Here is a 24,845-nt window from a genome sequence, read left to right on the forward strand (position 1 = left end):
GCTTCGTTTTGTATGGTGCCGGCATCAGGGAATCAAACCCGGGACCTACTCATTCCAGTTTTTCCGCCCGGAGAGCCCTCTGAACGGAGGGGCGCTCATACATTCGCTCATACCAGGTTTGGAGATTTTTCAAACCGTCGAAATGAATGTCGGCCTGGTAATAGCTCTTCATCCAGGAAGCCTGGCCCCATCCAATCAATGCGAAAAGATAAGCATCCACCACGGTGAAGGTATCGCCCATCAGGAACTGCCTATCGGCCAATTGTTCGTTGATCCACGCGAAACGCTTTTCAAGCTTGGGTTTGACGGTATTCACGTACTTACCGGCTAGACCAGCGTACAGCAACGGAATGAAACCCTTGTGGATCTCGGAAGTCAGGAAGCTCAACCATTCCTGCAGTCGATAACGATCCATGGTGCCGTTGGCTGGTGCCAAACCTATCTCCGGATGCTGGTCAGCCAGATACTGCACGATCACCGCCCCCTCACGCAGGAGTGTGCCATCGTCCAGCTCCAAAACGGGGACGTAACCCAATTCGTTCACGTCGTGATAGCTGTCACCCAGTTCAGTGATCTGCTTTTTGTTGTCCACCTTGATTAGCGTGACATCAATACCAAGCTCGTTCAGCACAATGTGGGGCGAGAGGGAGCATGCGGCTGGCATGTAATACAGCTTCATCTATGAACTCCAGAAAGTGGCGGAGATGTTCGCTTCCTGTCTGAGGAAGCGGCTCCGGCATTCTAAAGTCGTGGTATAGAATGGGAAGAAGGCACTATTTTGTGGTGTAGGTACAAAATATATACCGTCATTCACTTTGAGATTTCCTCACCATGAAAGACAACATATCGGGTTGCTCGGTAGAAGAGGCGATGCGCTTGTTGGGCGGTCGTTGGCGCCTGCTACTGGTTTCGTATTTGCTTGATGGCCCGAAGCGCTTCAATGTTCTGCGGCGCGATATCCCCGCGATATCGCAACGGATGCTCACGCTTGATCTGCGCGCCCTGGAAGAAGCCGGCCTTGTTAAGCGCACGGTATATCCCACAGTGCCCGTAAAGGTGGAGTACGAACTCACCGAGGATGGCCGGCGCCTGGAGCCTGTCGTTGAGGTAATGAAGCAATTTGGCTTATGGATCAAGAGCCGCCCAACTACCTGACTCCTACAGTCCGTTTTGCGTTGATTGAAGATGTCCGCTGTGGTCGATGTCGAATGGCTTTCGCCCGGCCGTTAGATACGGGTTCAAATCGGTCACCGGCCAGGTTGACCGGTGTTAGATCTGGAGATTCTGGTAAATCTCTGAAAGCCTTACAGATCAAGGCCTGCAAGGTATTTCGGCAAACAACCATAGGTGAGGATTAAAACGCCTAAAACTGAGTGTAGAGTCCGAGTGCCTGGCCGGGGGATTTCACCCCGTGAGACTTACAGTTCAATACTGCCCAAATAAGCTCGATAAACAAGCGTAATGCCGCTCACCAAGATGATGAAGTTAATCAGTCTGGTGAAGGCGTCGCGAGACATTCTAAGGTTGATGTGACCGCCTATCCAAAGCCCAATGACCAAGGCTGGCAACAAATAGATAGCCGTAAGCACCAGGGAAAGGTCTGTGTAAACACCTGCCATTGTGAGCATGAACAGACGTACCAGCGTACTGATACCGATGAGCGTACTTTGAGTGGAACTTGCCTTTTCCTTGGCCTGTATTCGACCGTTCAAATAAATTGCATAGAGGAAGCCGCCGCTACCAAAAAGGGCGCCAAATAGCCCGCCACCAATTCCCAGCGGCACAGCCCAAACAGCAGACAAATCGCTAGCGCGTATGGGCCTTGCCAACATATACAGGGCGTACAAGGTCACGAAGCAACCCATCATTAGCAATAGAGCATCCGAGTTTGTTTTAAGCAGTACTGTTATCCCCGCCACGCTGCCAATTGCCATGAATGGGACCAGCCTGGCCAGTTCACTTCGCACCACATTCCGATGGTTGCGCGCCAACTTTCCAAATGCCGCCACACAATCCAGTAGAACCAGCAGCGAAATAGCGTGGGATAGAGGCATGTAACAAACCAACACAGGCCCCGCCATGAGGGCGGTCCCAAATCCCGCGATACCGAAAATCACGTAAGCGAGGGTGATGGTAAAAAACATGATCGCCAGACTGGAGCCGGCGAACGGGGCGTGAAGCAATAAGTCTGGCATTTTCGAGTTTTCCTTAACGTGGTTTTCACACCCTACCTACGCGGGTGAAACTCCACTAATATGGAAAAAACGCACCACCTATCACATTTCGGCATAGCTCAAATGATCTCGATGAAACAGTTGCGGTATTTTGTAGAGATCGCCGAAAGCGGGAGCTTTAGCTCGGCCGCTGAGAAACTGTTCGTTGCTCAATCCGCGCTCAGTCGACAAATAAAGGAGCTGGAAGGCGATCTCGGGACACCGTTATTCGAGCGCACAGCGCGACAACCCCGTCTCACTCCTGCCGGATTAGCGTTTCTGCCGAGAGCCAAGGCAATCCTGATTGACGTGGAAAGTGCGGGCCGCCTTGCGAAATCGGTAGGTCACGGCCAGAGCGGGACGATCAGGCTTGGCCATGCCAGTACAGTGCCCCTGATTGGGCAGTTAAAAGAGGTACTCGACCTTTATTTGGAGAGCGCAACAGAAGTTAGCATAGAGGTATCGAGCGAATCATCTGAAACGCAATTGATGAATTTGGTGAATAATCGCATCGATGTCGGCTTTCTTCGATTGCCTGTATTGCATCAACCAAATGACATCACACTCCTACCGCTTTATACGGAACAGGTCGTGGTTGCAGTCGGTGTCTCCCATCCGCTGTCGTCCAGAACATGTATAACGCTTGCCGAGTTACGGGACGAACACTTTGTTTCGATAGCCCACCCGAAACGCGGAGGGCTTAGCTACCTCTCTTTTGAGCTCTGTGCTCGAGCAGGTTTTTCTCCGAGACCAGCCCAGGTCTATTCGTTAAAAAGTACAGAGCCATTGTTGATCCAGGCCGGTTTTGGGATTGCCCTTCTACCTATTTCGATTGTGCGTGCATTTGCTCTACATGCTATTGAAATCGAGGATGAAGGCTGTGAAAGCGAGGTAGTCCTTGCATGTCGCGACGGCGATTCCGAACTGGTAGCGACATTCAGCGCGCATTTTCGAAAGGCATTTTGTGTTGGTTGAGGTCGGCGCGTCGGCAGTTGTGATGATGAAAGGGATTACCGCGGCGACGATGGACGTAGCAATCACGTTCCCAAAACACGCCGGGGACCCTGGCGATTTCCAAGGAATACGGGTGCGAAGACTCGCGCAAATTCGTTAGCGGCACCCCGCCAAAGTTAGTTAACTGGGCTGAAAGCCTTGGGAGCCGTGGCCTGCAGTCCGCTTAGCTGAGCATTTGATCTGGTTGTTCAACTATCCACCAGTCTCTACCGGTAATAGTTCGCGCCCGCGTTTTAAGCGCGGAGGTGAACGCCCCTCCCCCCGGAAACATTGGCTGTTCCCACTGTTCCCCGATCCCCCGTTTTTTGAAATCAGTCACACATTGGATGACGGACAATCGCGACAGGTAGAAGTGGTTGATTGGCGCCTGTAGCGAGGGACAGCAATCGACCCAAGCGGACATTCACGAAGGTCTGCTTTCGGCTATCAGCGGCAGTACCGTGTTTGCCCTGCGCTCGCTGGACGCTGCCAACCTCGCCACCCGCGAAGAGCATCTGGCGAGCGAGGCGCGGTTACTGGCCGATCAACTGAGCACTTTTCACGGCACGTTGCGTGAAAGTACCCAGCGCCTTAGCGGCCTGTTCGAGAAACGCTTCAGTGCCGGGTAGAGCGTGCATCCGGATGAGCCGGTGGCGGTGACGGCCAAAGCGCTGGAGAAGCTTGCGGCGGATTTGCGGCATGAGGTTGATCGGTTTCGCTGAGTCGTTGCCGAGATTGCGATCGCGAGCAGGCTCGCTCCCACAGTTGATCTCGAATGTTCACAAAACCTGTGCTCACCTTCGATCTAATGTGGGTGCGAGCCTGCTCGCGATGGCATCGACTCAATTTTCCGGTTTGTCCCAAATCTTTCTTGGCATTTGCCGGTGTTGTGTCGCTTTTAAGCTTGCTGAAACGTTTCATCAAGTCTATAAAAATGGCACAACTCCAAGAAAGGCTGCTGCCATGACCCCACTCAAACTCTTTGTTGCCCTCAGCGCACTGTCCGCTGCCTCCCACGCCATGGCCTGGGATTACGTTCTGCTCGACACCGACAAAGCCGCCCAGAACTGGCAGATCACCAGCCAGCAACTCGGCATAAAAACCGACAAACCCTTCAGCGTTACCCTGCGCACCTTGCACGGCGGTCGGCAGGAGGGCGTCAGCATCGTCGACATCGATAACGGCACGATGAAACTCTCGGTAGTGCCGACTCGCGGAATGAACGTCTTGCAGGCCTCGGTCGGCAATGTGCGCATGGGCTGGGATTCGCCGGTCAAGGAAGTGGTCAATCCGTCCTTCATCGAACTCAATGGCCGCGGTGGTCTGGGCTGGCTGGAAGGTTTCAATGAGCTGGTCACCCGCTGCGGATACGAATGGGTTGGCCACCCCGGCGTCGACAATGGCGAACTGCTGACCCTGCACGGTCGGGCCGCCAACATTCCTGCGAACAAAGTCACCCTGCACATCGATGAAAAACCGCCGTACGCCATAACCCTGCGCGGCGAACTGAAAGAGCAGGCGTTCAAGAAGGTCGACTTCTCCGTCGCGACCGAACTGGTCACCGAACCCGGCAGCGTAGTGTTCGCCCTCAACGACACCCTGACCAACAACGGCGACTATCCGAAGGAATACCAGGCGCTGTATCACAGTAACTTCAGCACCCCGTTCCTGGAGCAGGGCGCTCGTTTCGCCGCGCCGGTGAAACAGGTGTCGCCGTTCAACGACAAGGCCAAGGGCGATCTGCCCGACTGGCAAACCTACCGCGCACCGACCAAGGACTACGACGAAACGGTTTACAACGTGGTGCCGTATGCCGATGCCAAGGGCGATACGTTGACCGTGTTGCATAACAAGGCCGGCAGCCTGGGCGTTTCGGTCGGCTTCAACACTCAGACACTGCCCGTGTTTTCCCTGTGGAAAAACACCGATACCCAAGGCCAGGGCTATGTCACGGGGCTGGAGCCTGGGACAAGTTTTTCCTACAACCGCCGTTATCAGCGGCCACTGAACCTGGTACCGACAATTGGGCCGAAGGAACACAAGCAGTTCCGCATCAGCTACAGCTTGTTGGCGGATAAGGCGGCTGTGGATAAGGCCTTGAAGCAGGTGAGCGAGATTCAGGGTGGGCGGGAGACTGAGGTGCGGCCGACGCCGCTGGTTGATCTGACCAAGGGGTGACACCGGCTAGAGCATCGTCGACCGATATTGCAGCGCCTCGGCCAAATGTTCGCGTCTGATCCCGTCGGCTTGTTCAAGGTCCGCCAGCGTGCGCGTGACCTTGAGCAGTCGATGGGCTGCTCGCAACGACAGAGTTAAACGCTCGCAGATGTATTCCAGCCTGTTTTCATCGGCCGTGGATAGGTGTCTAGCCTGTTATTCGTATCGAGGATCTGCGTTCTTTGCCTATGGAGTCCGATGGATTTGTATATCGTTCAACTCTTGTCACTTTGCCATCAAAACATCGAAATTATCGACAACCACTTTAATGTTCAAAGCGCTACTCGCTGATCGCACCAGCATGTTGCTGTTTGCTTAATGACGTATTCGGTCACTGTCCGCTCTTGGCTGATTTCTGTCTGATGCCAAAGGCAAAAAAGCCCGCTCAATGGCGGGCTTCGTAATCAGCTGTTCCTATGGCGCGTGGCCAAAATACTTGCGGAGTTCGTCCTCCAGCTTTCGACAAGCTTCTGCGATCACGCTTTTCCCGGTTGCCGGGCCGGAGTAAATGTTTACTTCCTGGCGGCATAGTTCGACGGCATCTTGGGCCTGCATTCTTTCCTTGTCTTGCGATGTGTTACTGACATGAAAGCCGAAAGCCAAGTACAAGGTGATAGCGATAATGATTCCGGTGAGGACCTTGCTGACAGGGCCCATTCTTTTTTCTGACGGCAGTGGTCTCCAAGGCGAGATTCGTATTTTCTGCCTGAGGTCGGATTGGCAGTGTTTGCATAAAATTGCTTCAGCCATGATGACTTCCGCGCAATTTGGGCAAATCTTTTTTCCAGCTTCCACAAATGAAACTCCTTTTTCAAAACAAGATCTTATCGTTGGGCCGCAGGGTCTCCACTAAAAGATTTTCTGGGGGCGCAATTTCACGCCAGCCTGAATCGCTCCCAGTAGGTCTGGCGAAACAAAATCCGATATTGCATGAGTGCTTTTGGCCGGTTGCTGCGAATCGTGGTGGATCGCATTTATCCGTAGCGCCTCAGTAAAGAGCTGCGCTGTACGACTCCCCAATATTTTTGAGCCGGCTCAATAACTTAGGAAGCGGCGATCACGAAACGGGGAACGAACGGGGAAAATTGAAGAAGGCTAGAGCCAGAAACGAAAAAGGCCCACCGTAAGGTGAGCCTAAGTCGTTGTTCTATATGGTGCGGCACCAGGAGTCGAATTGAAGCTTAATCTATTGTAAATAAAGAATTTATTGAATCTGATGATTATTAGTACCTCAAAGCTTACCCTCCAGTTCAAAATCTACCCTGTACATAAATTAATAATCAGTGACAGCATTGATTGAACCGTGAATTGTCATAATTTATGTAGTCAAACGTTTGGCGGATTTTAGCTGATAGTGAGTGGGAAGCCTGACCCTCTTGGCATTCGACCCACGGCCGCTATTCGATCTAAACCGCAAAACTGATTGGCTCTCGCGTTCATGGCTATGTGCTATCCTCAATCAGCACGCATAAGTTGCCCACCGGTTAGGGATAATCAGATGGATCAGCCAATTACACCGATTTCCCTTCAGAATATCTCCCCTTTCTTTCAGATTCTTGTTTTTTCGAAAGATGCATATAGCAGAAGACGATTTAGCGAAGCCTTATATAAAAGAGTAGAAAGTCTAAAGAAAGAAAAGAAGTATGCAGTGATAAAATGGCATTCTAGTACCGATAAAGTCTATGCGTTATGGATCTCATTTAGAGAGTTTCCATCATGGCTTGATGCTACCCAAAAAATCGATCCGAATAAAGTTGCTTATTTAGAGAATGTCGAAAACGTATTAGTGTTAATCGATGATTCAAATGAGCATGTTTTCGTACATGCAAGCGATTCTAAGGTTGAGGAAGTTGTAAAGTCTATTTTTTATAAGGATTGGTCTCAATCTAAGGTCGATATAAAAAAGATATTCAGGGCACTTGCTGAATCTGAATTATTAATAAAAAGCTTGGGTATAAATAACACCTTTGGCGCCGGCGGTACTGCAGCAGAAGCAAAATCTTATTTTAGTAAGAACGCAAAGCTCTCTTTGACACCATCCTTTGACGCAGGTTATAGCTTCAGCTATTGCTTAGGTAGTCAAATAGATCAAAATGGAAATATTAAGGTTTTTGGTTGCTCGGCAAAGAAAAGGAAATTTTGGGGGACTTGGACTGATGGAGTACGTTCGTTTAGTACACAGTGCTCTAATATAGAAGCAGCACTTTCGGCGCAAAACGATGGAGACTTCATAGCTTTTTTGGTGAGTCCAGTTGAGGTCCAAGATCCGGGCTCACTAATAATGCTTGGATTTTACCTAGATTATGTAGTCTCTAGTAAGGGGGTGGTCCTTTTAGAAATCAATAATTCAATTTTGGGAGAGTGGAGTTGCTCTGTTATTGGGAATGGGGTAGTTCGTGTTGGCAATGAGCAGTGCTTTATTGAGTTTCGGGTGGATAAAGTATCCAACAGTCACATCGAAATTAGTTACGTTAATCCAGCCGATAATGCCTCTGTGATAATTACGAATGATGAAAATAATCTAAGGCGTAAGAAAAGATTTGATTTTGTAGAGTATTTACTAAATGAAGAAAATTACACGATTTTATTTGAGGAAGGGCTCGCTTATCGCGAGCATTCCTTTTGGAAAGATAATCGGTTAACTACGCCGTTTGAAAAGGATTCATATACAGATATAGACTGGAGTCAAGTAGACATTCGCAAGGAAGCCTCGCAGCCTGACGATGCAACAAAAATTTGTATCGCTGAACAGACTGAATTGTATTTGTATGAACGGATAGAAGAGTTTGGTATCGTCGCCATTATTAAAGATGATGGTGCGAATGAAGCTGCTGACCACCTAGTGGTGTGTAAAGATCGATTAATTTTGGTGCATGAAAAATTTTCAATGAGTTCGCAAAAGGGGCTTCGCATAGATGATTTGCAGGTAGTAGCCTCACAGTTAATTAAGAATATTCGGTATCTTTTTCCAAGCGCACATGCGGAGCGGTCTCAGCGCTTTTTTGATAACGCTATATATCTAACTTCTGGTTGCAACTCTCCTGAGAATCTTGTAAAGCTTATTACTGTCGCTCTTTCGGATATTCAAGTTCAAAATGAGTGCTGGATCGTTCAGCCTGGAATATCCAAGGCTAGGCTGGACAGAAGTGTTAGGAATAAAATGCATGTTTTGCTATCCCACTTGTCCAGTATTTGTTCTTCAAATAACACTAAGTTTAAGTTGTTTTGTAATACTTAGTCGGTCTTTTGGTTTGGCCATCTCAGCAGTCTCTCAATTTGCCAACTGATCTGTATTTAAGTTATCAGATTTAATAGAGAGTCGCTGCTGGGACAAACTACCACTAGTGTAGCGGCGTAATTCATATTTTTTGAAATCTGCGTAAATTCATAGAATAATAATCCAATTAAAAACTACGTGTTTCTATGGCTGGAGCTCAACTGGTTCGACGCTGGTGTATGGAAGAGGTAGAACGCTACCAATGATTTGGGCCGCGTCCACTGTGGGGCAAGGGCGAGATTAATTTTTCGAAAGTACTGCTCTGACTAGCGATAAATTAATCTGCCCCCATAGCTTAGAATCTCAGCCGATAGGCTTGTAAGCTATTACTGTCGGTATGCTAACAGGATCTCATATATTTAGAACATTTCCGGAGTAGTAAGGTCCGACGCCAAACTTTTGATTGTTTAGCTCATCCAAAACCATGGAAGTACAGAATATGAGTTGGAAGTCATTTCTGCCTTCAAAAGAACTTATCAGGGCACGTTGAAAATTATGGCTGCGGAACTCTTTCATTCCTCCATTTTCGATGGCGTCAACCATGAGGAATCTGGGGAGGCGATAGTTGATATCGTCGAGCGACTCCAAGAGAGCTGAGATGTGTAGTGAGTTTTTCTTGATGTAGTTAGAACTGCCAGAAAATTTCACTCTGCCATTTATTAACATCCGATCCTTAGCAAAGTCAATTTCCACTTCGGATGTATTCGCACCCGCAAATTCTTCTTCATAAGGCTTGCCATTCGCACGACGCTCTGGCTGAAGTATGCCCACTACATTTTCTGCAATTCCACTATATACAGCTTCTCGCCGTCTTTTGTTGGACGCAGAGGCGCTAAGAATAAGCTCTTTAATCTTGGAAATGTCTGCAATTAAGTCTAGCTTTTTGAGCTTGTAAGAATCTAGCTCTGTTACTACCCTTATTTTTTTCTCTTGATTTAAATTTTCAGATTCAAGAAACCCTATTTTTTTTGCTCGTTCAAGTGCAGCGTGTGAGGCAGGATCAAATAATCCTACGAACTCGGAGATTTTGCTTTGTGCATTAGCCAGGTTAGCTTTTGCCACTTCAATTGCAGATTCTAGTCCTGTCTTGTGTTCGATGTTATCTTGTAGGACTTTGGTGTTGCTATTTAGTTGAAAATCTAATTCGTTTAAAATTTCCATGTAGTTTGACGTATGTTTGTTTTTTTCAGCAGGAGACTTGCATAGGTGGCAGGTGTCACTGCTATCTAAAGTATCTGATTCAGCGACTTCGCCAAGGCAGCAGGGACATTGGGAATATCTTAGAAAGCCCACGGAGTCATATGCTGCTTTAGATTCTAATAGTGACTTTTTCCTGTAACGTAAAGATTTTTCAAATAGTTGGCAGTCTACGATTTCACCATTTATCGAAAAAAGGTCTGATTGGAAGCGTTGTAGTTGTTTGCTGTACGTTTCAATATCAGATTTGATTTTTTTGTATTCTGCTATTCTTATCGATTTAATATCGGAATCTATTTCAACTTCAGGCGGCGAATCTCTTAGCCTTATTATCTCTTCGACATTCGATGCAATGCTTACTCGGAGTGTCTGTAGGGTTACTGCTGAATCTTCCCCTAGAATCCTGTACATTGCGGAGAGATCGGCTGAAACGCGATCGAACTCTCGTTCCGCGATCAACAATTCTTGGCGTAATTGGTGGGTATCTAAGTTATCGAGTCCGAGCAAAAATTCAGCAATTGCTAGGCGTGTTCCTTCGCTATCAGATCTTTGATTATCTTCGGCTCTGAAAATTTTGGTAGAGGCAGTTTCTTGGTCAACGTATAGAAACCTTAAAATCTGATGCATCGTCAGATTCGCATAGTCTTCTGTTTTATGCCCTTCCCAGCCGAGAAGTTCAAAAAACTTTTGTGAAAATGACATTTTCTCGTCGCTTCGACGAGGGCCATAAGTACCCCAAGACTCTACGTTTTCTCCCTCTTCATCATAAGCGCCCGAGCGTATAGATATTGGGGGGATTTTACCTTTTTCTATTTCACGTTTTATCGTGAATGGTTTTTCATTGATGCTCAGTTGACAGTATACATAGTCGCATTTGTCTGCAGGATATAACCACTGATTATCTTTGATTTCTCCTCCAAGCACGTAAAAAATTAATTCGAGTATTGTGGTTTTTCCGACGGAGTGATCTCCTCGAATTACATTTATACCTCTGTGGAATTTTTCATCATATACACTGAATCCAGATTTTTTTACGATGAAACGCTCAATAAATAAGGTCGACTTAATCATAACGATATTCCATTAATCCACTTTTGCTTTTGAATCCATTCTTGCCTTCTAGCTTCATCTGCGGAAATGCATCGACTAATCCACGAAAAAGTTCAGAGTTTGCGAAGGTGTCATCTTTGAATGATTCAAGAAGATTGGACGGTAGAGAGTCCATGAGGAGTGCAACAGTACTTGCTGTAAGCTTAATCATCGATTTTTGTTGCAGGGCAAGCATGGCTGAATCTTGAATACGAGAAAGCTCATAGAACAAACTTCGAGGATTTGGTGTTACTTCAAAAGGATCAGGGGTTTCGGAAATTATTTTTTTATAGCGACTCAGAGGTTTCGGAAGATTGATGGTTTTTAGCAAGTGCGGATAGAGATAATAGAAGTCCATCAGTCGTAATGTGTCTTTAGAGATTTCGTGATCATCTACCGAGCTTAGAAGATTTAGAACTCTATATACGCAGTGATGCACATCATATGCTGGATGATAAATAACCATCACGCCCACTCCACGTGACATTTTTCAGTTAAGAAATATAGCATGCCCTCAACAAGGTCACTTGTTACAAAGCCGCCGGCCATCACCACTTCTTGATAAAGAGGTTCAATTATAGTGGCGTTTATTGCTGAGCGAATTATTATATCATCACGCCCCGATCTAAGTAGAGGAAGTATGTGGGCGTTGAATCTAGTTAGGATAAGCCCTAGCAAATGATTGAATATAATCTGGTATGATTTGATGTGCTGGAATTTTGAAATCATTTTCGCAGCTTTCTGGCTCGAAACCAGTGCTTGGTGAAGGTAAACTTCACGCCCCGCGATTTCTAGCTTTGCTTCTAATCCAATGACACTTCTGGATGGAGCGCTTTTGATCTTGCTTTCCAACTCCTCAAGTACGATCTGATAGATAGGATCGCTTTCTTTCAGGCGTTCATGCTGTTCTATCAACCTCTTTAAGGCTTCTGCTCCTACAGCAACATTAAAAGAAGGGAGCTTTATTACAGTTGATCCGATGTTGAGATCACCTTTTACATCGTTATTGAAAATTTCATTTCCGGAAATTGATACCATCTCGCGGCTCCCTTCCTCGCTCATGGCTTACTACTCTTTGCCGCCGATATTAAGATCGCCGTTAACTTTATTTTGTAATATTTTATTGTCGACGATATCTTGGTTTTTTCCGATGTTGAGGCTGCCACCTACTTCGTTTTTTGTAATTTCATTGTTTTGGATTCCTTTCTTTTGGACGTCTTTTTTGCCACTTCGTATCCAGAACCATCCCATGGATAAACAGAATGTAAAGATTGCCAGAATAAGCAAAATGTTGAGAGTTAAATTATGTTTAAATAGCTCAGATTTGTCTAAGTATGTGGTAATTAAATACTGAAAAACAAATGCCGCAACAATTGATGGTCCACCTACTTTAAGTGCATTTCCCCAGTTCAAAATATTCTCCGTTAATTTAGTATTATTCATGAAGTTGCGGGTAAAGCTATGCTTGGCGAGCTAACAAGCCTTGGAAAATAATCTTGATCGATTAAAAATAAATCCGAACTACTATTGCTTAGTAGTCTTTTGTCGCTTGTCGCAGTCTGATGCTGTAAGCCAAGGAATTGATGCGCAGTGTTATTTTTTCTACAGCGTCGTGAAATCGATCCTTCATGACTGTCGCTCCTTTGGCACAGTGCCAGCATCGATAATCTAGCTTTTGGACACGGTTTAGTAAATAAAAAGTATTGCCAAAAGACCTTTAAAACGTTTTCTCCAGATGAGGCCCCGGTGTGCGTTCGACGTGACATCAACGACGTGTAAGGCGGAGAGCAATCAATTTTGCTGTCAACGAATAGTAATAGATGGTCTTCTCCGAACGGCCCCCAGCCCCATATCTAAGGAACCATTGGAGATGTTTGCTCTGCCAGGACCATGGGTTTTCTAGCCTCCAACGCTTGGCGATGGCAGATTGGATCGTTACCGCCTGCCGCACATGACGTCGACGGGTCGCAGGAGATCCGGTTAGAACCCCGCTTAAAAACAATTCCATATCGAATGTCTTTTTCATGATTGGCCTCCAATGTAAGCCGACACCACTTCGATACGGTCATGCCCCAGCTCCTGGCTGATTTGGGAGCGGGCCTTTCTATCGAGTTTTGGATTTAGCTTGTTGCACTTGCCACCGTTGATGGGCGCTAGGTAGAGGGTAATCTGCTCATAGCGTTCGCACGCATAAGCAGCTCGCAGTTCGTGGAAGCCTTTTAGGTTGTGCGCATGAAGGATGTCCCGGGCTGGACGGACGATTCGCTTTTGGAAATCGAGGTAGCTTTCGTTCGGTGCAAGCAGGTTGCGGCTGCCGTCAGGCGAGACTTGAACGGCGAATGCCAGTGCGCCGCGGATGTGATCATCCACCGTTATCCACCGAGGGGCCGACGCTCCAGAGCGACCACCTTTGGTGCCGTCCTGGATGTTGATCTTGCCGAATTGTTCTGCCTCACGTTTTAGACGGGGAAGGTCGGCCAAAATCGCCTCACGCAAGCGCATGCCGGTGGCTCGCGCTAACTGAGCGATGGCCGCAGCGCGCGGCTGCTGATGTTCGCAAAGTTCGTCAACGATCCGCTTCACGTATTCGCGGTCTTGGCCTTGCGGCACCGAGCGACGGACGCTGGTACGCCGCATTCCCAGCGCCTTGCTCGGACTCGGCACTTTCACATACTGATCACCGCGAAGCGCAGCCATGGTTCGGTTCACGCTGGATAACCGGTTTTGTGCGGTGGCGATGTTTATAGCCCCATGTTCAACTTGCTGCCGCAGATGTCCGGCATAGTCCAATAAGATCTGCCGATTTATATGCCGCGCATCGTTAAACCCCGGCCCATCCTCCGACCGACACCACCGCACAAACGCCTGCCAGCGATCACCGTGCGCCTTCACCGTGCCGTAATGCCCGCCGCCAAACATGTCCCGCAACGCCTGTGGCCCGGCATAACTCAATTGCCGGCCATAGCCAAAATTTCGCCCGTTTCGTCTACCTACCAATGCCATGATCAAACTCCTCTCGAAGCCAAAACCTTTGAAACTTTCCCCACGTCATCCCGCCAAGAATGTTGAGTGTTATCAGGGATCAAGGCCCCTGCGACCTGTGAGGGTTGTCCACTAACGCGGGACTGGCGGCTCTTTACGACCGGGAGCTTGGGCATCTCATGATCTGGCCTCCTGAACACTTCGGAGGAAGTGGGCGGGTGGAGGCTGCGCTGGCTGACGAGACCGACGCCGCGAGATCCTGAGTCGGGTGAAGGCAGTGAAGCGATGACCGGGGCATGCCTGACTGTCAGTCAGGTGCAGTCCATTCCGTAGGCTGCGGCACCATCATCTGCATCGCTGTTGCTGGTGACTTCGGTGTTTGTCACGTCGATTGTCACGAGGGGGAATGCCGCAAAGCCTTGTACGAGTTGGGCTGCAGCAGTGGTAGGAGCGCCCGTCTCTTTCCTTGAGAAAGAGACGGGCGCAGGTTGGCGCAGGGGAATGGCCAAGCGGATAGGTTGCTGCAGGGCAGCTATGAAAGGGGATGAGTTGCCGCAGTTGGCACACTGGTAAAAGTAGGCATCCATCACATCGCTGTGACCGTGCGAGCCGCCGGACGCTAATCGCACTTTGGGTGAACCGCCACGGTGTGGCGTAGCCTTAAAGGTTCTGGCTACCTGGGTTGCTGTCAACGACAGCGCTTTGCCTGATCTTTTCTACGCCTGTGGATAATTTGGGTCAAGGCTCGAATTTTCGGGAGTTCTGCGGCTGTGGATGAAATTATCCACCGGTGGAAATCAGTGGTTTTCCACAGACAGTTGCGTGGGCTTTAGATTTTTTAAGTGAGGTCCATCCAAACAGGGCGGCTTTGCAGCCCTGTTTGGATGGACCCGCGTGGACAAGCGGATCACTGAGATATGAAGACCGAGCGCTTACTCGGTTGCGCCACGTTTTGCTTTTAGGCGAGTGACATTCGCTCCGGTCTGGTTCGCGAACTCGTGTGGAGTGACATGCTCCTGCCGGTTGGCCTCCAGGTACCGGCTCCACCAGTTCATGATCAGCCTACGCTCCTCGATGAACTCAGCCTTGTGAATGTAGGCGGCGCGGACGTTGTTGCGTTCCTTGTGGCTCATCTGCCTTTCAATGGCTGTCTCGGACCACAGTCCTGACTCAATCAGTGCGCTGCAGGCCATCGAACGAAATCCATGCCCGCAGATATCGGTTTTGGTGTCGTATCCCATCGTCCGAAGCGCGTTGTTCACGGTATTTTCGGACATGGGCTTCCAGGGTTTGGCATCCCCTGCGAAGACCAATGCGAATTTGCCTGTGAGTGCATGGATTTTTTCGAGTAGCGCCACTGCTTGCGGCGATAAGGGTACTAAATGGATATCCCCTGCCATCTTCGTACCCCTTGTGGAAAAGGGTACTCCCTCCAATGCGGGTCGAGTGTCCGGTATCTCCCAGGTGCCGCGCTTGAGGTCGAACTCGCTCCAGCGTGCGAAACGCAGCTCGCTGGATCGTACAAACACATGCAGCGACAGCATCACCGTCAGACGGGTAAGTGCCCGGCCTTTATAGGTGTCGATCCGCTCCTGCAGTTCCGGCAGTCGCGATAAGGGTAGAGCAGGGCGATGTATCACCCGCGGGGCTTTGATCGAGCCTTCGAGGTCGTAAGCAGGGTTTACAGTGATAAGCCGGAGGCGCTTTGCCTCGCGCATGATGCTCTGCAGGTAGTTTTGTACCCTTAAAGCAACGTCTATCGTTCCGCGCTTCTTGATCGCTTCCAAGGGCTGCATAAGGTCATGGGTGTCGAGATCAACAATGGCGCGTGCGCCGATCAGCGGGAATACGTGGGTTTTGAGGCGGCTCATCACTGTCTTGGAATGGCCAGGTGCCCACTTGGCCGACATTTCCGTATGCCAGTCGAGCGCAACGCTTTCAAAGGTTCTGCCTTTGATTACGGCTTCCGCCTTAGCTTGGTGCTTGGTCTCTATAGGATCAACGCCATCCGCCAACATTCGCTTAACTTCCAAGCGCTTGCGGCGCGCATCGGCGAGGCCAATGACGGGGTAGTTGCCGAACGAGGTCAGTCCTTCCCGTCCGTCAGGTTTGACGTAACGGAGCCGCCAACCTTTGCGGCCATTGGGTTGGACTAGGAGATAGAGGCCATCGCCGTCGAAAAGCTTGTAGGCGCGGTCTGTAGGTTTTGCCAAGCGGCAAGCTGCGTCGGAGAGCGGAGCTGTGGTGCGCGACATAAGGGTACTCCCTTTTATCGAAGTGACCTGTATCCCAAACTCTACCCTTAAAACGGTTGGAATCCACCAGTTTCTGACGGAAACCGATGGAACCCCAAAACGAAAAAACCCGCCAGAAGGCGGGTTTTTCGGGGGTTCCAGAGATTTTGAAAGCCTTCTCTGGAACCTTGTATGGTGCCGGCACCAGGAATCGAACCCGGGACCTACTGATTACAAGTCAGTTGCTCTACCATCTGAGCTATACCGGCGTGTCAGGGCGACGATTATAGCGATTGGATTGGTTCTGTAAACCCCTGAATTTTGACTATTTTTACGCGAGCTTCAGGTCAGGCGCGCAGCAGGGTTTTCTTGAGTTTCTGAATGGCTTGCCAGGTTCGACTGTTTTGCATCGCGCGCAGTTGTGCTTCGGCCTGTTCGGCGCGTTGCAAGGCGGCGGCGAGCTGGTTTTCGGCGTCGCTGACGGGGTGGCTGAAGTTGTGGCCTTTGCAGAACCGGAATTCGTCCAGGTTGCACGGCGGGATGTCGAAGGCGGGTTTGAGGTTCAGGTGTTCTTCGGCGAGGTAGTAGGTATTGATGCCGTCGAACAGGATGGAGTGGTAGCCAGCGTCGGTGACGAGGGTTTCCCAGGTTTGGTCGCGCTCCCACGGGGTTTCGATGAGGATGACCCATGGCCGCCACTGGGTGAAGTCCATGCCGCGCAGGACGGTTTCTTCGTGGCCTTCGACATCGATTTTCAGGAAGTGGATGTCGCGGCCCCGGGCGTGTTCTTCGCAAATGGACGTCAGGGTACGGGATTGGACGGTTTGGCTGCGCACGTCCATACCGGCGTCTTTGTGCATCTGCGCCATGGCCGGGTCGACGGTCGAGAGGCCGGTATCGGCGATGCCGTAGAAGGTCAGGCTGTCGGCGTTTTCGCCGGCCACACATTGCAGATTGGTGTCTTTGGGGCGTTGCTGGCACAGGGCTTCGTAGTAGTTGGGCATCGGTTCGACGTTGATGCCGGTCCAGCCGTTGTCGTAGAACGCCTTGGTGACCGAGTCATGGGTCGGATCGTTTGCCCCGACGTCGATGTAGAAGCCGTTCTCGACGGTTTTGAGGGCGCGCCACAGGCGTATGTCTTCGAAATTCTGTGCGTAGGAAATGAACGTCACTGGCGCATCCTGTCGTAAGAATGTTCTTGTTCGTGGCCGCGCTGCTGGCGCCCTTGCGTGTGTGTATAACAAGAGTAATGAATCGGTGCAATTTCCCCCGTCTGCGGTCCGGGATTAGGCATTTATGTCGTTTTCATTAAATGCTTATGCACAATGCAGTTGGCAGCGCACTGGGTTTAGGTCGAATTTGTGGATCCGTTCTCATTTGTCCGCAAATACCTGTTTTTTCGATTTTTTATGCAGGTGTACAAAAAATGAACAGCGTGATTTTAGCCCTGAAACAGGCATGGATCTTGGATCCACGATAATTTCATCAACAGAGTTATCCACAAGCTGGGTGTATTTAAGCGTGTTCAGCCAGGAGCAGGAAATTACGCGGGGTGAGTGGGGTTTCGCAAAAGGTGCCGACGCGGACACTGTAGCCCCGCTCGGCGAGGAAAAGTGCCCGGTCAAGGACCAGCCAAAGCTCCAGCGGACGTCGGAACAGTCCACGTAGTAGCTCAAGGTTGCGCACCTCAGCCAGTCGCTGCCAACCGGCAGCTTCGAGGGCTGGCCAATCTTGCGGGCCGATTGTGGATAACTCTTTGAGTGCGGCCAGGTGATGGCAGTAATCGGCGAAGGATTTGTCCAGCCAGGCGCTGGGGAGGGAAGGGGTTGGCAGATATTCGTCAATGCCGCGCAGTTGCCGTTGCAGCAAGTCGAAGCCCAGGCGTCGGGCCATGGAGGTGTCACGTTGACGTTGCACACGGGCACCGGCGGTAACGGTTTCACTCATGGGCAACGCGAGGTCGTCGAGGGAAAGCTGTAGGCCGGAGCTTTGGGCGGCTGAGGAAATCGGTGAGTAGTCGGCCAGACTGATCCGGTTGTAGCAACATGGCGCTATGGCGAGTTGTTTGCAGCCTGTCGCGCTGGCAAGTTGAATCAGCCGCACATGCAAATCACCGCAGGCGTGAAGCGCGACAGGTGTGTGATTCGCACTCAGTAAAGAAGTTGCGTCTGCCGCGAGCACATCCTGTTCGATATGCAGCGCATGCAGGTGATGGCGTTGGCTGAGTGCCTGGCCGCTGGTTACCAGTGCCGGGTCGTATTCCAGGCAAGTCAGTTGTTGCCCAGGTTGCAGCAGGCGGCGCCCCAGATGCCCCTTGCCTGAGCACCAGTCCAGCCAATGCTGCGGAGCCTCGGAAAACTGCAATCGACTGGCGAAGGCTTCAATCTGCTGCCATTTACGCCCCGGCACATCGACGTTCAATCGATGGCCGGCCGCTTCGAGTGTGCGCGCAGGCAACTCATCCACGGCACTCAAGGCAACGGACATCCTTGCCAAGGAAGCAAAGGGCTCCGGTGCTTTCAGGAGGGCGGGTTGGTTATGAGCGTTTTCCGCGTCTTCCAGCGACCGCTCGCGTAGCCATGCGGCCAGCTCCGGGTAGGACGCTTCCCAGGGTAGCTGTAGATGAGTGAACGGCCGGGGTTTCCACAGTGCCTGATGCTCTGTCAGAAAAGCATCCAGCGCGGTGAAGCGGGCGAGCAGGGCCTCGCCCGTCAACACGCAATCCTCAACGCCCTTGGCAGGCATCGACGCGCAACCAGCGCTCCAGCAGTTTGAAGCCACGCACCAGCACATAGGCCATCACCAGGTAGAACATGCCCGCGGCGAAGAAGATCTCCACCGGCAGGTAGGTCCGGGCAATGATGGTGCGAGCCATGCCGGTGAGTTCCAGCAAGGTCACGGTACTGGCCAGGGCGCTGGCCTTGAGCATCAGGATCACTTCGTTGCTGTAGGCCGGCAGGCCGATGCGCGCGGCACGGGGCAGCATGATGAAGATCAGCGCCTTGGGTCTGGACATGCCCAGTGCTCGCGCCGCTTCGATCTCGCCCGGTGGAATCGCCTGGATGGCACCGCGCAGGATCTCGGCGATATAGGCCGCGGTATGCAGGGTCATGGTCGCCGTGGCGCACCAGAACGGATCGCGCAGGTACGGCCACATCGAGCTGTTACGGATCACGTCGAACTGCGCCAGGCCGTAGTAGACCAGGAACAGTTGAACCAGCAGCGGCGTACCCCGGAAAAAGAAGATGTAGCCGTAGGGAAATGCCCGTACCCACCACAGGCGCGACGAGCGGGCGATGCCCAGTGGAATGGCCAGCAGCAAACCGGCGATCACCGCAATGGCCACCAGTTCCAGGGTCAGGGTCGCGCCCTGGGCCAGTTTCGGCAGCCACTTGATGATGACTTCCCAGTTCATTGGGTACTCCTCGCGAAGCCGCGAGCGGCACGTTTTTCCAGGTAGTGCATGCCAGTCATCGCCAACACCGTCAGGCCCAGATACATGAATGCGGCCACCATATAGAAGGTGAACGGCTGTTTGGAGATGGTCACGCCGATTTGCGCGTGACGCATGATTTCTTCCAGGCCGATCACCGACACCAGCGCGGTGTCTTTCATCAGGATCATGAACAGGTTGCCAAGGCCCGGAAGGGCGATGCGCCACATCTGCGGCATGATCAACCGGGTGAAGATGCGCCACTTCGACAGGCCCAGGGCCACGCCGGCTTCACGATGGCCTTTGGCAATGGCGAGGATCGCGCCTCGGAACACTTCCGTGGCGTAGGCGCCGAAGCACAGGCCCAGCGCGATCACGCCAGCGGCGAAGGCGTTGAGTTCAAGGTCGGGGTTGCCGAAGAACTCGCCCAGGGCACGCATCAGGTTGACCGTGCCGAAGTAGATCAACAGCACCCAGAGCAATTCCGGGATGCCGCGAACCAGGGTCGAATAAGTGCCGCCAAGCCATTGCAGTGGCTTGTACGGGGAAGTCTTGGCCAAGGCGCCGAGCAGACCGAGCACCAGCCCCAGGCACAGGGCCGAGAGTGCCAGTTTCACAGTCATCAGCGCGCCAGCGGCGAGCGCCGGGCCGAATCCGTAGAGGTCGATAATCATGGATTTCTTTTCAAATCGCGGCAGGCAATGCCGAGAACCGGTGCCGTCAAGGGACGGCGCCGGTCAGGCAGTCAGGATCAGTAGATGCTGAACGGGAAGTACTTGTCGTTGATTTTCTTGTAGGTGCCGTCAGCGACGATTTCTTTCAGGGCGGCGTTCAGCTTCTCGCGGATCGGGTCCTTCTTGCGCACGGCAATACCGATCTTGTCGCTTTCTTCCACTGGATCGCCCTTGAACTCGTAGGCACGGCCGGCGTCGCTTTTCAGCCACTCATAGTTGACGTACTTGTCGGCCAGGATGCCGTCCAGACGGCCGGAAGTCAGGTCGAGGTAGGCGTTTTCCTGGGTGTCGTAGAGCTTGATGGTGATGTCGTCACCATAGTGGTCTTCCAGGAAGGTACCGGCCAGGGTCGCGCGCTGGGCGCCGATGATCTTGCCTTTGAGCGCCGCCTTGTCGGTTTTGAAGTCGATGTCTTTCTTGGCGATGAACTGCAGCTTGTTGGAGTAGTACGGATCGGTGAAGTCCACCGCTTGCTTGCGCTCGTCGGTGATCGACATCGAAGAGATCAGGAAGTCGAACTTCTTGGCGTTGAGGGCCGGGATGATGCCGTCCCAGTCGGAGGTCACGACGGAGCACTCGACTTTCATCTTGGCGCACAGGGCGTCGCCGATCTCTTTGTCGAAGCCGACGACATTGCCACTGGCATCTTTATTGTTGAACGGCGGGTAAGCCGCTTCGATGCCCATCTTCAGGGTTTCGGCCATGGCACCGGCGCTGAACGCCAGGGTGACGGCGGCAGCCAGGAAGACCTTTTTGTAGTTCTGCATGTGGGTAGCTCCGTTAGCGGTTGCTGGACATGAATTGTTTGCAGCGTGCCGAAAGCGGGTTTTCAAACACCTGCTGTGGCGATCCTTGCTCTTCCACCAGGCCCTGGTGGAGGAACACCACTTCGCTGGAGACCTGACGGGCGAAGCCCATTTCGTGGGTCACGAGCAGCATGGTGCGGCCTTCTTCGGCCAGTGCGCGGATGACATTAAGTACTTCCTGGACCATTTCCGGGTCAAGCGCGGAGGTGGGTTCATCGAACAGGATGACCTTGGGCTGCATGGCCAGGGTGCGGGCGATGGCCGCGCGTTGTTGCTGACCACCGGACAGTTGCGCGGGGTAGGCGTGGCGCTTGTCGGCGATGCCGACCTTGGCCAGCAGGGCTTCGGCGACTTCAATGGCTTCGGCCTTGCTCTGGCCGAGCACGCGGCGCGGGGCTTCGATGATGTTGTCGAGCACGCTCATGTGCGGCCACAGGTTAAAGTTTTGAAACACAAAACCGATTTCGCTGCGCAGACGATTGATCTGCTTGCCGTCGGCGGCAACCAGTTCGCCATTCTTTGCGGCTTTGAGCTTGAGTTCTTCCCCGGCAACCAGGATCTGACCCTGATGCGGGTTTTCCAGCAGGTTGATGCAGCGCAGGAACGTGGACTTGCCGGAGCCGGAAGAACCCAGGATCGAGATCACGTCGCCGTCGCGGGCGGTCAGCGAGATGCCTTTGAGCACCTCCAGCGAACCGTAGCGTTTGTGCAAGTTGCGGATTTCAAGCGCGGGCGTGGCCTCAGCCATGTGCGTTCCTCATATATGTTGCGCTCCTGCTGTTGGCGGCTTTCCTGACGAGGCGGCCAACCTAGCATAGCGTTTCAATGGCAGCCAACAGCGCTACGGACGGTAAACGGCTGGCGTGTGGCAGGTTGTCGCATCGGCGCAGCAGACTGTCGCCCCATCAACAACCGAACAGCCGTTTGAACCTTGCTCGTCGATAAAAAGCGTGGCGGCTGTCGCAAAAAAAGGCGCGATGTTGCCAGCTTTGACGGGGTGTTGGAAGCGCTATCCGGCCAAATGCACAGGTTGTGCACTTTTAATGTGCGCAGGGCCATTTTCAGGTGTGTTTCCGGTGCGTTGTTTGTCACGCAAAGTGGGTCGCAGGGTAACGCTCTGGCGAAGTGCCATTAAATTCAATGGGTTGCGATGACCGTCCGGTCAAAGCGAGATCGCCGGGCTAGAGGGATTTGAAACATTTTGGCGCAATTATTGCGTGCAGAATCCAGAACGCCCCGTTGGCTTCTTTTTACGAGAAGGATCGCCGAACGGGATGCATGCATTCGCTTCTCCTTACAAAGGTAGTTTTAATGAGCAGTACCCAAAGCTCTAATGGCCTCGAACAGGGGCTCAAACCGCGCCACGTGACCATGCTGTCGATTGCCGGGGTTATCGGCGCCGGCTTGTTCGTCGGCTCGGGTCACGCCATCGCCGCTGCAGGTCCGGCTGTTCTGTTGGCTTACGCCGCCGCCGGCATGTTGGTGGTGTTGGTGATGCGCATGCTCGGCGAAATGGCCGTTGCCTCGCCGGACACAGGTTCGTTCTCGACTTACGCCGACCGCGCGATCGGTCATTGGGCCGGTTTCACCATCGGCTGGCTCTACTGGTGGTTCTGGGTGCTCGTCATCCCGCTGGAGGCCAACGCCGCCGCGACCATCCTGCATGCCTGGTTCCCTGGCGTGGACATCTGGGCCTTCGCCCTGGTGATCACGATGCTGCTGACAGTGACCAACCTGTTCAGCGTCAAGAACTATGGTGAGTTCGAATTCTGGTTTGCCCTGATCAAAGTCCTGGCGATCATCGGTTTCATCATTCTCGGCGTAGCGGCGATCTTCGGCTTCCTGCCGAACAGCCAGGTCAGCGGCGTTTCGCACTTGTTCGACACTCAGGGCTTCCTGCCAAACGGCATGGGCGCAGTACTGGGCGCGATCCTGACTACCATGTTCTCCTTCATGGGCACCGAGATCGTGACCATCGCGGCCGCGGAATCGAAAAACCCTGGCAAGCAAATCTCCAAGGCCACCAACTCGGTGATCTGGCGGATTGGTTTGTTCTACCTCGTATCGATCTTCATCGTTGTAGCGCTGGTGCCATGGAACGACCCGGTACTGGCGAGCCTGGGCTCCTACCAGACCGTGCTTGAGCGCATGGGCATTCCGAATGCCAAGATTATCGTCGACATCGTGGTACTGGTTGCCGTGACCAGTTGCCTGAACTCGGCGCTCTACACGTCGTCGCGTATGTTGTTCTCCCTGGGCAAGCGCGGTGATGCACCGGCCATGTCCACGCGCACCAACAAAAGTGGCACGCCTTACTGGGCGGTGATGTTGTCCACCGGCGCAGCGTTCCTGGCAACATTCGCCAACTACGTGGCCCCGGCTGCCGTGTTCGAATTCCTGCTGGCCAGCTCCGGCGCCATCGCATTGCTGGTGTATCTGGTGATTGCGATTTCGCAACTGCGCATGCGCAAGCAGCGTATGGCTCGTGGTGAGAAAATCGTCTTCAGCATGTGGCTGTTCCCTGGCCTGACCTACGCGGTGATCGTCTTCATCGTGGCGGCCCTGACCATCATGCTGTTCCAGGATGCCCATCGTGTGGAAATCCTCGCGACCGGCCTGCTCAGTGCCCTGGTAGTAGCGGCCGGCTTGCTGGTGGCTCGCCGCCGCAAACTGGAAAAACGCGGTGCGGTGGTGCTGAACTGATCCATCCCGCGTAACGCAAAACGGCCGCTGTCAGTGATGACGAGCGGCCGTTTTTGTTTGCGCCGTAACTCTTACTCGGCTTTTTCTTCCGGCGTTTCCTGCGACTCGCGGTAGGCGTCCAGCGCAGTGCCGAAGTCAGTAATGAACTGCGGCTCGCTCAGCCATGCCTGGGCGGCGTCGCGGTCCATGCCGTCGGCCCACATGCGGTAGTCGATCAGCATGTCGGCGGCCAGGTGGGTGGCGGCCATGCCTTCGTCGTCGGCGTTTTCCATGTCTAGCAGTTCTGGGTGGTCGACGATGATAAAGGCGAGGTTCGTCAGCAGGACCGAGAGCATTTCGCTACGGCTGACGGCTTCGGCGTCGCGCATTTTGCTGAACATCGCCAGGGTGTATTCCGGGATCGGCTCGGCGAGGTGGCCGAGGTCATCATCGTCCAGTGCGGCGGGTTTCCTGCCGTGGATATTGATCTGCTTGGCTTTGGCTTTTGCACGCTTGGCGCGTTTCTGTTGCTTGTTCAGGGAGGCCATGGGAACTCAGTTCGGTTTCTGTTGGGTTTGCGCGGCAATGGCGTCGGACGCTGCCACGTAGTCGGCCTGGAAGGCCGGTGATTCGATCCACGCCAGGGCGCCGGCTTCGTCTGTTTCGGCCGACCATTGGCGATACTCGATCAGCGCGGCGAGGATGAAGTCCATCGCGCCTTCTTCGCCTTCCTGCTCGTACACCAGTTCCAGCAACGGGTCTTCGAGGAAGGCCGTGCACATGGCTTGCTGGCTGATCTTTTCGGCGTCGATCATTTTCTTGAACAGTTCGGTCAGGTCCACCGATTCGAAGTCGATGCGATCGTCGTTCGGGTCCAGTTCCACCGGCGCGGCTGCCCGCTGGGTGCGGTTCTGCTTGGCCTTGGCCTTGGCGCGGGAGGCGCGTTTTTGCTGCTTGTTGGCGGAGGCCATGGGCGTCGTTCCGTATT

23 protein-coding genes, 1 tRNA gene and 2 pseudogenes are annotated in these 24,845 nt (G+C 52.4%); 6 read left to right on the plus strand and 20 right to left on the minus strand.

Annotated elements, in window-relative coordinates:
* Positions 1-49: 49 nt before the first annotated feature.
* Positions 50-679 carry a glutathione transferase GstA gene (gene gstA, locus ACEN8Z_RS04030; RefSeq protein WP_495596852.1) on the minus strand — a complete coding sequence of 210 codons (630 nt, stop codon included), beginning with the start codon at positions 677-679 and terminating at the stop codon, positions 50-52.
* Between the two features lie 152 nt (positions 680-831).
* Between gstA and ACEN8Z_RS04035 the strand changes: the two genes are divergently transcribed.
* Entirely contained in the window at positions 832-1,155 is a 324-nt protein-coding gene (locus tag ACEN8Z_RS04035) for a winged helix-turn-helix transcriptional regulator (protein WP_008003162.1), read from the plus strand.
* A gap of 263 nt (positions 1,156-1,418) precedes the next feature.
* Here ACEN8Z_RS04035 and ACEN8Z_RS04040 read toward each other — a convergent pair whose 3' ends face one another.
* Positions 1,419-2,195, minus strand: a complete 777-nt coding sequence (locus tag ACEN8Z_RS04040; protein WP_495596853.1) for a sulfite exporter TauE/SafE family protein — start codon at positions 2,193-2,195, stop codon at positions 1,419-1,421.
* Between the two features lie 102 nt (positions 2,196-2,297).
* Here ACEN8Z_RS04040 and ACEN8Z_RS04045 point away from each other — a divergent pair, with 102 nt between their 5' ends.
* From ACEN8Z_RS04045 to ACEN8Z_RS04055, 3 genes and pseudogenes are all read left to right on the plus strand, one after another.
* On the plus strand, positions 2,298-3,188 hold the full coding sequence (locus ACEN8Z_RS04045; RefSeq protein WP_495598080.1) for a LysR family transcriptional regulator: 891 nt from the start codon (positions 2,298-2,300) through the stop codon (positions 3,186-3,188).
* A gap of 395 nt (positions 3,189-3,583) precedes the next feature.
* Positions 3,584-3,832 (plus strand): annotated as a pseudogene (locus tag ACEN8Z_RS04050) (hypothetical protein); the annotation flags it as partial.
* Between the two features lie 337 nt (positions 3,833-4,169).
* The gene (locus ACEN8Z_RS04055) at positions 4,170-5,384 is read left to right on the plus strand and encodes an aldose 1-epimerase family protein (protein ID WP_495596854.1); all 1,215 of its coding nucleotides are present in this window, start codon (positions 4,170-4,172) and stop codon (positions 5,382-5,384) included.
* A gap of 6 nt (positions 5,385-5,390) precedes the next feature.
* On the opposite strand, the pseudogene ACEN8Z_RS04060 reads toward ACEN8Z_RS04055, so the two are convergent.
* Together ACEN8Z_RS04060 and ACEN8Z_RS04065 are read right to left on the minus strand one after the other, a co-directional pair.
* Positions 5,391-5,567, minus strand: a pseudogene (locus ACEN8Z_RS04060) (magnesium chelatase subunit ChlI family protein); the annotation flags it as partial.
* Positions 5,568-5,837: 270 nt separating this feature from the next.
* Positions 5,838-6,173, minus strand: coding sequence for a hypothetical protein (locus ACEN8Z_RS04065; protein ID WP_495596855.1), 336 nt, complete (start codon positions 6,171-6,173; stop codon positions 5,838-5,840).
* 748 nt (positions 6,174-6,921) lie between these two features.
* Between ACEN8Z_RS04065 and ACEN8Z_RS04070 the strand changes: the two genes are divergently transcribed.
* A complete protein-coding gene (locus ACEN8Z_RS04070; RefSeq protein ID WP_495596856.1) occupies positions 6,922-8,661 on the plus strand; it encodes a hypothetical protein in 1,740 nt (579 codons plus the stop codon).
* A gap of 390 nt (positions 8,662-9,051) precedes the next feature.
* Here the strand turns inward: ACEN8Z_RS04070 and ACEN8Z_RS04075 are convergent, their stop codons facing one another.
* The 14 genes from ACEN8Z_RS04075 to ACEN8Z_RS04140 form a co-directional block, all read right to left on the minus strand.
* Entirely contained in the window at positions 9,052-10,968 is a 1,917-nt protein-coding gene (locus ACEN8Z_RS04075) for an AAA family ATPase (protein ID WP_495596857.1), read from the minus strand.
* Positions 10,961-11,452, minus strand: coding sequence for an ABC-three component system middle component 5 (locus ACEN8Z_RS04080; protein WP_495596858.1), 492 nt, complete (start codon positions 11,450-11,452; stop codon positions 10,961-10,963). Before ACEN8Z_RS04080 ends, ACEN8Z_RS04075 begins: the two co-directional genes overlap by 8 nt.
* Positions 11,452-12,048 carry an ABC-three component system protein gene (locus ACEN8Z_RS04085; RefSeq protein ID WP_495596859.1) on the minus strand — a complete coding sequence of 199 codons (597 nt, stop codon included), beginning with the start codon at positions 12,046-12,048 and terminating at the stop codon, positions 11,452-11,454. Before ACEN8Z_RS04085 ends, ACEN8Z_RS04080 begins: the two co-directional genes overlap by 1 nt.
* Before the next feature lie 6 nt (positions 12,049-12,054).
* The gene (locus tag ACEN8Z_RS04090; RefSeq protein WP_495596860.1) at positions 12,055-12,429 is read right to left on the minus strand and encodes a hypothetical protein; all 375 of its coding nucleotides are present in this window, start codon (positions 12,427-12,429) and stop codon (positions 12,055-12,057) included.
* Between the two features lie 322 nt (positions 12,430-12,751).
* Positions 12,752-13,012 carry a hypothetical protein gene (locus ACEN8Z_RS04095; protein WP_495596861.1) on the minus strand — a complete coding sequence of 87 codons (261 nt, stop codon included), beginning with the start codon at positions 13,010-13,012 and terminating at the stop codon, positions 12,752-12,754.
* Positions 13,009-13,989: an integrase domain-containing protein gene (locus ACEN8Z_RS04100; RefSeq protein WP_495596862.1), complete on the minus strand. Its 981-nt coding sequence runs from the start codon at positions 13,987-13,989 to the stop codon at positions 13,009-13,011. Before ACEN8Z_RS04100 ends, ACEN8Z_RS04095 begins: the two co-directional genes overlap by 4 nt.
* A 911-nt stretch (positions 13,990-14,900) precedes the next feature.
* Entirely contained in the window at positions 14,901-16,223 is a 1,323-nt protein-coding gene (locus ACEN8Z_RS04105) for a tyrosine-type recombinase/integrase (RefSeq protein WP_495596863.1), read from the minus strand.
* A 172-nt stretch (positions 16,224-16,395) separates the two neighbouring features.
* Positions 16,396-16,471: transfer RNA gene (locus ACEN8Z_RS04110), tRNA-Thr, on the minus strand.
* A 78-nt stretch (positions 16,472-16,549) separates the two neighbouring features.
* Positions 16,550-17,374 (minus strand): FkbM family methyltransferase, encoded by an 825-nt coding sequence (locus ACEN8Z_RS04115; protein ID WP_495596864.1) that lies wholly within the window; start codon positions 17,372-17,374, stop codon positions 16,550-16,552.
* Positions 17,375-17,717: 343 nt separating this feature from the next.
* Positions 17,718-18,947: a methyltransferase gene (locus ACEN8Z_RS04120; protein ID WP_495596865.1), complete on the minus strand. Its 1,230-nt coding sequence runs from the start codon at positions 18,945-18,947 to the stop codon at positions 17,718-17,720.
* Positions 18,928-19,617 carry an ABC transporter permease gene (locus ACEN8Z_RS04125; protein WP_108230823.1) on the minus strand — a complete coding sequence of 230 codons (690 nt, stop codon included), beginning with the start codon at positions 19,615-19,617 and terminating at the stop codon, positions 18,928-18,930. Before ACEN8Z_RS04125 ends, ACEN8Z_RS04120 begins: the two co-directional genes overlap by 20 nt.
* Positions 19,614-20,309 (minus strand): ABC transporter permease, encoded by a 696-nt coding sequence (locus ACEN8Z_RS04130; RefSeq protein ID WP_495596866.1) that lies wholly within the window; start codon positions 20,307-20,309, stop codon positions 19,614-19,616. Before ACEN8Z_RS04130 ends, ACEN8Z_RS04125 begins: the two co-directional genes overlap by 4 nt.
* Positions 20,310-20,386: 77 nt before the next feature.
* A complete protein-coding gene (locus ACEN8Z_RS04135) occupies positions 20,387-21,136 on the minus strand; it encodes an ABC transporter substrate-binding protein (RefSeq protein ID WP_495596867.1) in 750 nt (249 codons plus the stop codon).
* Positions 21,137-21,149: 13 nt separating this feature from the next.
* Positions 21,150-21,923, minus strand: a complete 774-nt coding sequence (locus ACEN8Z_RS04140) for an ABC transporter ATP-binding protein (protein ID WP_007972784.1) — start codon at positions 21,921-21,923, stop codon at positions 21,150-21,152.
* A gap of 563 nt (positions 21,924-22,486) precedes the next feature.
* Here ACEN8Z_RS04140 and gabP point away from each other — a divergent pair.
* Positions 22,487-23,878, plus strand: a complete 1,392-nt coding sequence (gabP, locus tag ACEN8Z_RS04145; RefSeq protein WP_008046522.1) for a GABA permease — start codon at positions 22,487-22,489, stop codon at positions 23,876-23,878.
* A 71-nt stretch (positions 23,879-23,949) separates the two neighbouring features.
* On the opposite strand, the gene ACEN8Z_RS04150 is transcribed toward gabP, so the two are convergent.
* Together ACEN8Z_RS04150 and ACEN8Z_RS04155 are read right to left on the minus strand one after the other, a co-directional pair.
* Positions 23,950-24,405 (minus strand): hypothetical protein, encoded by a 456-nt coding sequence (locus ACEN8Z_RS04150; RefSeq protein ID WP_495596868.1) that lies wholly within the window; start codon positions 24,403-24,405, stop codon positions 23,950-23,952.
* A 6-nt stretch (positions 24,406-24,411) separates the two neighbouring features.
* Positions 24,412-24,828, minus strand: a complete 417-nt coding sequence (locus tag ACEN8Z_RS04155; protein ID WP_007995339.1) for a hypothetical protein — start codon at positions 24,826-24,828, stop codon at positions 24,412-24,414.
* Positions 24,829-24,845 lie beyond the last annotated feature (17 nt).

This window comes from Pseudomonas sp. Pseusp10, from assembly GCF_059492225.1.